The 9,311-nt window shown below is 44.1% G+C and carries 7 protein-coding genes; 2 read left to right on the top strand and 5 right to left on the bottom strand.

Going from position 1 to position 9,311, the window contains the following annotated elements; genetic code table 11:
* On the top strand, positions 1-664 hold a 664-nt coding region (locus VF500_RS17980), incomplete at its 5' end, for a DUF2911 domain-containing protein (protein ID WP_330861003.1).
* A 95-nt stretch (positions 665-759) separates the two neighbouring features.
* On the opposite strand, the gene VF500_RS17985 is transcribed toward VF500_RS17980, so the two are convergent.
* From VF500_RS17985 to VF500_RS18005, 5 genes are all read right to left on the bottom strand, one after another.
* Positions 760-2,466 carry a sodium:solute symporter gene (locus VF500_RS17985; RefSeq protein ID WP_330861004.1) on the bottom strand — a complete coding sequence of 569 codons (1,707 nt, stop codon included), beginning with the start codon at positions 2,464-2,466 and terminating at the stop codon, positions 760-762.
* A gap of 108 nt (positions 2,467-2,574) precedes the next feature.
* Entirely contained in the window at positions 2,575-2,766 is a 192-nt protein-coding gene (locus VF500_RS17990) for a hypothetical protein (RefSeq protein ID WP_091209712.1), read from the bottom strand.
* 273 nt (positions 2,767-3,039) lie between these two features.
* A complete protein-coding gene (locus tag VF500_RS17995) occupies positions 3,040-5,094 on the bottom strand; it encodes a M13 family metallopeptidase (RefSeq protein WP_330861005.1) in 2,055 nt (684 codons plus the stop codon).
* Positions 5,095-5,348: 254 nt separating this feature from the next.
* Entirely contained in the window at positions 5,349-7,403 is a 2,055-nt protein-coding gene (locus VF500_RS18000; RefSeq protein WP_330861006.1) for a M13 family metallopeptidase, read from the bottom strand.
* An 85-nt stretch (positions 7,404-7,488) separates the two neighbouring features.
* A complete protein-coding gene (locus VF500_RS18005; protein WP_121232559.1) occupies positions 7,489-7,731 on the bottom strand; it encodes a helix-turn-helix domain-containing protein in 243 nt (80 codons plus the stop codon).
* A 406-nt stretch (positions 7,732-8,137) separates the two neighbouring features.
* On the opposite strand from VF500_RS18005, the gene VF500_RS18010 reads away from it, so the two are divergent.
* Complete coding sequence (locus VF500_RS18010; protein ID WP_330861007.1) at positions 8,138-9,277, top strand: acyl-CoA dehydrogenase; 1,140 nt, start codon at positions 8,138-8,140, stop codon at positions 9,275-9,277.
* The last annotated feature ends 34 nt before the right edge of the window (positions 9,278-9,311 follow it).

Raw genomic sequence — 9,311 nt, forward strand, 5'->3', positions numbered from 1 at the left:
TATCATCCCTTACGGCGAAGTTTGGCGCACCGGTGCTAACGCCGCAACCACCATCACCTTTACCGAAAAAGTTGTTATTGAAGGAAACCCGGTACCTGCTGGTACTTATTCGTTGTTCAGTATCCCTACCAAAAACGAGTGGACCATTATCCTTAATAAAGTTGTAAAACAATGGGGCGCTTACAGCTACAAGCAAGACCAGGATTTTTTGCGCTTTATTATCAAACCTATCCGTGTGAGCGAAAAAAGGGAAACCTTTACCATGGCCTTTGTTAACTCAACTACCAAATCAACCGACCTGGTATTGGTTTGGGATAAAACCGCGGCCTATATCCACATGGAAACCGACGATGACGCCAAGATCACTGCCAATATTGACGAGTTGATGAAAGGTGACCGCAAACCATACTACTTCAATGCCATACAGTATTACTACGAAAATCATAAAGACGTTGACAAAGCCCTTGGCTGGGTTTACGAAGCCGAAAAAATTGAGCCGAAAGGCCCCTGGTATAAGCTATGGGAATCGCGCCTGTTATTACGCAAAGGTGATAAAGCCGGTGCCATCGCAGCAGCAGAAGCCGGTATAGCCCTGGCCAATGCCGACAAAGATGAAGAATACGCCCGTCTGAACCAGGAAGCGTTGGATCAGGCTAAGCAATAAACCCCACCCAACCCTCCCCGGAAGGGAGGGCTTTAAAAAGAAAATTGCCTTTTTCAATAAGAAAAGGCGATTTTCTTTTTAAAAATTGATAATATTCAGAAAGTCTCCCCAACCGGGGGAGATTTAGAGGGGGCTTTATTAATAATCCACGCAATTATAATCAGCAGGATTGCACCGATAGCATTGAGCCACAAATATGCTATCACGTTATAATACCCCATAAGGCAAATAATAGCCTCCGTTATAATAGCAGCTATAAATACCGCAGTACCTTTTATTTTTTTGAGATAGAAGGCCACAATGAACACCCCAAGTATGGTTCCATAGATATAAGAGCCTAACTGGTTCACGGCCTCGAGCAGGTTACCGATCCTGCTGGCATACAATGCCATGCCGATGCAAACCAAACCCCAGAATACCGTTGCCAGGCGCGATGCATTTAAATAATTCTGATCTGTAGCGTTAGGATTAATAATGCGTTTGTAAATATCAACCACACTTGTTGATGCTAACGAGTTTAAGGCGCTTGCGGTTGAGCCCATAGACGCCAGGAAAATAATAGCGATCAGTAAGCCGATCAAGCCTTTAGGCAGATACTGTGTAACGAAGGTGAGGAACACATAATTGGTATCATTATCGTCGGCCTTGGGGTTGTTCTTTTTCATCAGCTCAATAGCGTTTTGCCTGATGGTATGGGCCTGGTTATCGGCTATCTTTAACTGGTTTTGCGCACGGCCAATACTTTCTTCATTTTTACTGTCGATAGCTTTTACAAGTTCATTGGCTTTGATCTTCTTTTGCTCAAAAGCCTGGGTGTATTGCTGGTCGAGGGAATTATATTGTGTAGCGTAATCGCTTTTCTGAATTTGTTTAACCTCATATTGGTTAAAAAACATTGGCGGGCGGTTAAACTGGTAAAACGCAAATACCAGCACGCCTATCAACAGGATCAGGAATTGCATCGGGATCTTGATCAATCCGTTCATGATGAGGCCCAGGCGACTTTGCCCTACCGAGCTTCCGGTTAAATAACGACCTACCTGGCTCTGATCAGTACCAAAGTAGGAGAGTTGTAAAAAGAAACCACCAATAAGCCCGCTCCAAATGGTATAGCGGTTATTGGGGTCGAACTTCCAATCTATAACGTTCATCCTACCCATTTTGCCGGCCATTTTAAGCGAGCTCATGAAGCTTACATTGCCGGGCAACAGGTAAACCACCAATATACCCGCTAAAAACATGCCCGTAAAAATAATGCTCATTTGCAATAGCTGGGTGTATGAAACAGCTTTACTGCCGCCATAAACAGTATAAACAATTACCAATCCACCAATAAACAGTGTGGTATAAACCGTGTTGATATTCAATATGGTTGAAAGGATGATAGACGGCGCATAAATGGTAACCCCGGTTGAAAGTCCCCGCTGCACCAGGAAAAGGAACGACGTAAGCGCACGGGTTTTCAGGTCAAAACGCTGCTCTAAAAACTCGTAGGCAGTGTAAACTTTAAGGCGGTGAAAAATGGGGACAAACGTAATACAAAGCACGATCATGGCCAGCGGCAGCCCAAAGTAGAACTGCACAAAACGCATCCCATCTGAATAGGCTTGCCCCGGTGCCGAAAGAAAGGTAATAGCACTGGCCTGCGTAGCCATTACCGATAGCCCCACATGGTACCACGGCAATGAGCGGCTGCCCATTAAAAACTGGTCGATATTTTTATTACTACCGCTTTTCCATATGCCATACAGCACTATAGAAAATATGGTAAGGCCTAAAACAATCCAGTCGGTTAAACTCATTCAAAGAATTTGGTAATGAGCCAGAATACTAAAACTAAAAAAACCAGCCATGCGGCAACAATGCCGTAAAACTGGTTCCAATTTTTTATAAATGAGGGCAGGTCAGGATCAGGCCTCTTCATTACGGCCACGAACTAACACGGCGATAAATGCAGCAGCAGTTAATAAACCTAAAACACCACCTACAAAAATCCAGGTAAAGCCTTTTTCAATAATACCGCCTACAAATAGGCCTGAAACTAATCCTACTAAGTAGTATATGTAATCAAAGTTTTCTTTTTCTTCTTTATGGTGTCCCATGATGTTATGTATATGATTGCGACAAAAATAGGTGATTAATTGAATTTTGCCAACTGTTTATTTGTAAAAGGATTGTAGGATTTAAAAATTCATGACGATGACAAATGAAGAGGGATTTGTGCTTCACCATCACGTCATTGCGAGGAACGAAGCAATCGCAAACTGTACAGGGGAACTTGCAAATCCGCTCTGCTCGTAGGGGATTGCTTCGTGCCTCGCAATGACGGTTGTATAAGTTGCTTAACGCAACTTTTCCTTTAGGGGACTGGGGGCTTACCAGATCTTCACCCTTTTATCCGGATCAATCCACATCTTATCGCCTTTTTTAATATGGAAGGACTTATAAAACTCCGGCACATCACTAAACGGGCCGTTCACCCTTAAAAAACCAGGGGCATGTACATCCGTCAGGATCTGGTTGGCCAATGATTCATCGCGTTGCTGGCCAAGCCAGCCGAGGGCGTAACCTAAAAAGAAGCGCTGCATTGGGGTAAGGCCATCAATGAGTTTGCCTTCTTTGTATTGTTTGGTCTTTTTAAAAGCATCAATGCCTAATACTATTCCGCCCAGATCGGCAATATTTTCGCCTAAGGATGCTTTGCCGTTTACGTGCAGGCTGTCCAGTACCACATAGCTGCTGAACTGGTCGGCCAGCATATTAGCGCGTTTGGTGAATTTTGCCGAATCGGTCGGCGTCCACCAAGCCCTAAGATTGCCTTTGGCATCAAACTGGCGACCTTCATCATCAAAACCGTGGGTAATTTCATGGCCAATGGTTGATGCCGCTACATAACCATAAGCTACAGCATCGTCCACCTCGCTATCTTTCACTCCCGGAATACTGAATTGTGCTGCCGGCAGGGTGATCTCATTATTTGACGGGCTATAGCTGGCATTATAGGTTTGTGGTGTCATGCCCCATTCGGTATGGTCAACCGGTTTACCGAGTTTGTTAATGTTAAACAGGTAAGCCCAATGCCTGGCTTGCATCACATTCCCAGCATACGAATCGCGGCTGATTTCCATGCTCGAAAAATCTTTCCATTTATCAGGATAACCAACTTTAGGATGAATAGCGTTGAGTTTTGCCAAAGCTTTTTGCTTAGTTTCAGGGCTCATCCAGTCCAACTTAGCAATGTGTTCGCGGTATGCCTGGCGTATGGCTTCAACCATGTCGGTATAACGCTGCTTAGCTTCCGCCGGGAAATATTCCTTCACAAAAAGCTGTCCCAGCAGCTCGCCCATTAAACCGTTTTCGGTATCCAGTACACGTTTCCAGCGGGGCAATTGCTCCTTACGGCCCGATATTACCTTGCCGCTAAACCGGAAACTTTCGGCATCGGCGGCAGTGTTAAGATAAGGAGCATATGATGAAATCAGTTTCCAGCGCAGGTAAGCTTTCCAGTCATCAACAGAAAATGTACTAAGCGCCGTATTAACCGCCCTGTAATACTCCGGCTGACCAATAATCACGGTATCAATTGGCTGCTTATATTCCAGCTTACTGAACATTACCGGCCAGTTGATGTTAGGGGTAAGCTTGCCCAACTGGGCTATGGTCATTTTGTTATAATTGCGATACGGATCACGCAGGTTTTCGAGCTTACGGCTGCTATCGGCCAAAAACTTTTCTATTTTAAACACACTTGCTGCTCCCTGTGCTGCCTTTTGTTCATCCCACCCCGAGAGCTTCAGCATAGCCGGCAGGTGGTTGTTCATGTAATCAGTGCGTACTTTAGCGGTACGGGCATCGGTTTTAAAATAATAATCACGGTTAGGCAGTCCTAAACCTGATTGGCTCAACTGTACGATGGTTTTAACACTATTTTTGGCATCCTGTCGTACGCCGCTGCCTATGATATTGCGGGTGCCGGTGGTAGTTAACACAGCTGCTGCGTTCAGGATCCCTGCTATATCGGTAGCCTGATCAATTAGATCCAGCTGTGTTTTTATAGGGTTGATGCCCTGTTTTTCGATGGTTACACTATCCAGTCCGGTGTAATAAAAATCGCCTATTTTTTGAGTGGATGTGCCCTTTGGAGCATTGGCTTTCAGGGCGTCTTCGTTGATCTTTTTCAGCCTGTCGCGTAGTTCTTCGGATACTACATTGCCTATGCCCCAGCTTGAGTATGCTGCCGGTATAGGATTACGTTTAAGCCAGCCGCCGTTGGCATATTTGAAAAAATCATCGCCCGGCTTTACCGATTGATCAAGATTGTCATAAACTGGGTCGGCGGGTTTATCAGTAGTTTTTGTTTGGTAGGCGCTCAGGGCAAATAAAGCCAAAGCAGCTCCGCCAAAGAGGGTTCCTTTGTAAAGTTTGGTCATGTCAACGCGTTTTAACAAATTTAACAAAAACAAAGGCCTTTAAATAAGGCCTTTGTAACATCTGGGATATATTCCGGGTTAAAATATGCGGGAATCACCGGGATTATTCTCTTCCGTCATTGCGAGCGATAGCGTGGCAATCTCGTCGGATACAGAGCGAACTTGCAAAGTGTTTGTGCACAGCTACGAGATTGCCACGTCGCCCCGGTTCACTGTCCAGCGCTTGCTCCTCGCAATGACATTTTTTTATACATCTACCATATCTTCACCCTCTTATCCGGATCTATCCACATCTTATCACCTTTTTTAATGTGGAATGCCTCATAAAACTCAGGCACATCGGTAAAAGGACCATTAACACGCATAAAACCGGGAGCGTGCTCATTGGTAAGGATCTGGCTTGAAAGTGACTCCTTCCTGTCCTGGGTAAGCCAGCCTAAGGAGTAGCCCAAAAAGTAGCGCTGTAATGGAGTTAAACCGTTAATCAGTTTACCTTCTTTATATTGTTGAGTTTTCTTGAAGGCATCCAGGCCTATTACAATCCCACCGAGGTCGGCGATGTTTTCGCCCTGGGTGGCTTTGCCGTTTACATGCAAACCATAAATACTGTAACCGTTAAACTGGTCGATAAGCATTTTGGCGCGCTGGCTAAATTTTACCGAATCCTGTGGTTTCCACCAGGCTTTCAGGTTTCCGGCGGCATCAAACTGGCGGCCCTGGTCGTCAAAGCCATGGGTCATTTCATGGCCTATGGTTGATGCAGCAGCATAGCCGTAAATAATGGCATCGTCTATATTTTCGTCCTTATAACCGGGAATAGTAAAAATACCCGCGGGTAACACAATTTCGTTGTTCGACGGATTATAGTAAGCATTGTAGGTCTGAGGGGTAATGTCCCATTCGGTACGGTCGACAGGTTTGCCCAGCTTAGCCGCACTGAAGTTATGCCACCACTCGTTTGCCCGCAATACATTAAGGGCATAAGGACCACGATTGATCTCCAATGTCGAAAAATCCTTCCATTTATCCGGATAGCCCACTTTCGGATTTACTTTTGATAGTTTGTAGTAAGCCTTCTCCTTGGTTTCGGGGCTCATCCAATCCAGTTTTTCAATATGCTCTTTAAAGCTGGTACGCATTTCTTCAACCAGCTTTACGTAGCGCTCCTTTGTTTTTTCGGGGAAATACTCTTTTACGAAGATCTGTCCCAACACTTCACCCATCAGTCCATTTTCGGTATCCAGTACACGTTTCCAGCGCGGGAGTTGCGCCGTGCTGCCCTCAATTACTTTCTCATAAAAACGGAAGATCTCCTGGTCAAAAGGTTTGCTCAGGTACGAGCCGAAAGCCGTTATCAGGTTATTGCGCAGGTAATTTTTCCAATCATCTATCGAATAAACTTTCAGTGCCTTATTCAACGCCCCGTAATACTCCGGCTGCCCAACAATTACGGTATCGGAATTTTTGTAGTCCATCTTTTCAAAGGTGGGTTTCCAGTCGATATCCGGGGCCAGCTTGCCCAATGCGGCAAGCGTCATCTTGTTGTAGTTATGATACGGATCGCGCAGATCTTCCAGCTTGCGGCTGCTATCGGCCAAAAAGGATTCAAGCGAGTAGGTCTTTTTAGCCGCTGCTAACGCTTTATCAGCAGTTAAGCCGGCCAGTTTAAACATCGTCGGCAGATATTTATTTTGGTAATCGTTACGGATAGCTACACTATGTTCATCTTTATTAAAATAATAATCGCGGTTAGGCATACCTATGCCCGATTGATATAAGCTCAAAGCCATTTTCGAGCTATTTTTGGCATCCTGACCAACATAGGCACCAATAGGTTGCGTTACGCCTATCCTTTGCAAATGGGCAAACTCTTCAACCAGGCTTTTAATATCTGTTATCCGGTCAATTTTATCCAGCTCGTCCCTCAGCGGTGCAAGGCCTTGCTTTTCGATATTAACGGTATCCATCCCGCTAAAATAGAAATCACCTATTTTTTGGGTGTTGCTGCCTTTGGATGCGTTAGCTTTCAGTGCATCCTCATTGATCTTCTTCATCCTGTCGCGCAGCTCCTCCTGCACAACATTACCAATACCCCAGGAGGCGTATGCCGCTGGAATAGGGTTTTTACGCAGCCAGGTGCCGTTGGCATATTTAAAAAAGTCGTCGCCCGGTTTTACAGTAGTGTCCATGTTATGGATCACGGGATCGCCGGCTTCGTAGGCTTTTGTTTTGTCTTCATGGCTACAAGCACTGAGTAAAGTGCCAAGAGTTGCAGTGATCAGGGATAAGGAACGGATTTGTTTGTTCATTTTTTAGGTGTGTGTATGAATTAAAATACAACGACTGTATGGTATAATAGAATTTAGGACAGCGTTTTTTTCTAAATATGATAATTTAATATATCCCCTGGAAGAAACCTGCTAAAGAAACATCAAAATAATAACAAATTTTACGAAGTGTTTCCAACCGGATATCAATAATACCTGATTCAAGCCGGGCAATATTTATGCGGGTTTCGTTAAAAAACCGCTCCTGGGTAACCCGGTTTTGCTTACGCAAAGTTTTTATCTGTAAGGCAACTTTTCGTTTAAACGCGCTATCCGTGTCGTTAAGGTATTCAAAATCAGTTAAAAGCATGGGTGGATCGGCTTATTTAATATTTTATGTTTTTTGTGTAAGCTAAAAATAAAATAACATCAATACATTTTATATGCAGATATTATTCTTTTATAAAAAATGACAACTAACGTTTAAACATGAAATATTAATGCCACAATTTTATAATTATGGCAAAAGATTTGTATAGAAATATTCGCCCTGTATCATCTGTGAAAAAATAAAAGATTTAGTAACATCTACCTGTGAAAAATTAAAATTGAATTCTCAGACGCCCAAGTTGAGATTTTTTGTTCTTTGTTTTGGGTTTAATCAATAGTTTAAATTAATTAGGGGAAAGGGAGCTTCAAAAAAAGCTCTCTTTTTTTATTTACAAATTTTACTATGCATGCATAGTATTTTATATATTTATGCTTTAATTATACCCATGTATTTTGAACTGACCGAAGAACAAAAAATGATTCGCCAGGCAGCGCGTGATTTTGCGCTAACAGAATTGAAGCCTGGTGTTATTGAACGCGACGAACTGCAAAAATTCCCTGCCGAACAGGTAAAGAAGCTTGGCGAACTTGGCTTCCTTGGCATGATGGTATCCCCCAATTATGGCGGAGCCGGTATGGATGCCATATCATATGTGCTGGTGATGGAGGAGCTTTCAAAAATTGATGCATCTACCTCGGTAGTTGTGTCCGTGAATAATTCGCTGGTGTGTTATGGACTTGAAAAATATGGCACTGAAGAGCAAAAGCAAAAATACCTCGCGCCATTGGCTAAGGGCGAACATATTGGCGCTTTCTGCCTTTCGGAACCGGAAGCCGGATCTGACGCCACGTCACAAAGCACCACGGCTATTGATATGGGCGATCATTACCTGCTCAACGGCACCAAAAACTGGATCACCAACGGCGGCTCCGCATCTACCTATATTGTCATAGCCCAAACCGACGCAGCAAAGAAACACCACGGTATCAACGCTTTTATTGTTGAAAAAGGAATGCCTGGCTTTACTGTTGGCCCAAAAGAAAACAAAATGGGCATCCGCGGTTCAGATACCCATTCGCTGATGTTTACTGATGTTAAAGTGCCTAAAGAAAACCGCATTGGCGAAGACGGCTTTGGATTTAAGTTTGCCATGAACGTGCTGGATGGCGGCCGGATAGGTATTGCTTCGCAGGCTTTGGGTATTGCATCCGGGGCTTATGAACTGGCTAAACAATACGCTAAGGACCGCAAAACTTTTGGTAAACCATTGGCCGACCACCAGGCTATCCAGTTTAAGCTGGCCGATATGGCTACCGAAATTGAAGCTGCCCGCCTCATGTGCCTTAAAGCAGCCTGGCTAAAAGACCATGGTAAGCCTTATGCACAAGCATCGTCAATGGCAAAATTATATGCATCTGAAGTGGCTATGCGTACCACGACTGAAGCGGTACAAATCCACGGCGGATACGGTTACGTGAAGGAATATCATGTTGAACGTTTGATGCGAGATGCCAAAATAACGCAGATTTACGAGGGGACATCTGAAATTCAAAGAATTGTCATTTCGCGCGGATTGTTGAAATAACAGCGCTGTTTTCATACCTTTGAAAGTATATAGA

It is taken from the genome of Mucilaginibacter sp. (assembly GCF_036383575.1).
GTDB lineage: Bacteria > Bacteroidota > Bacteroidia > Sphingobacteriales > Sphingobacteriaceae > Mucilaginibacter.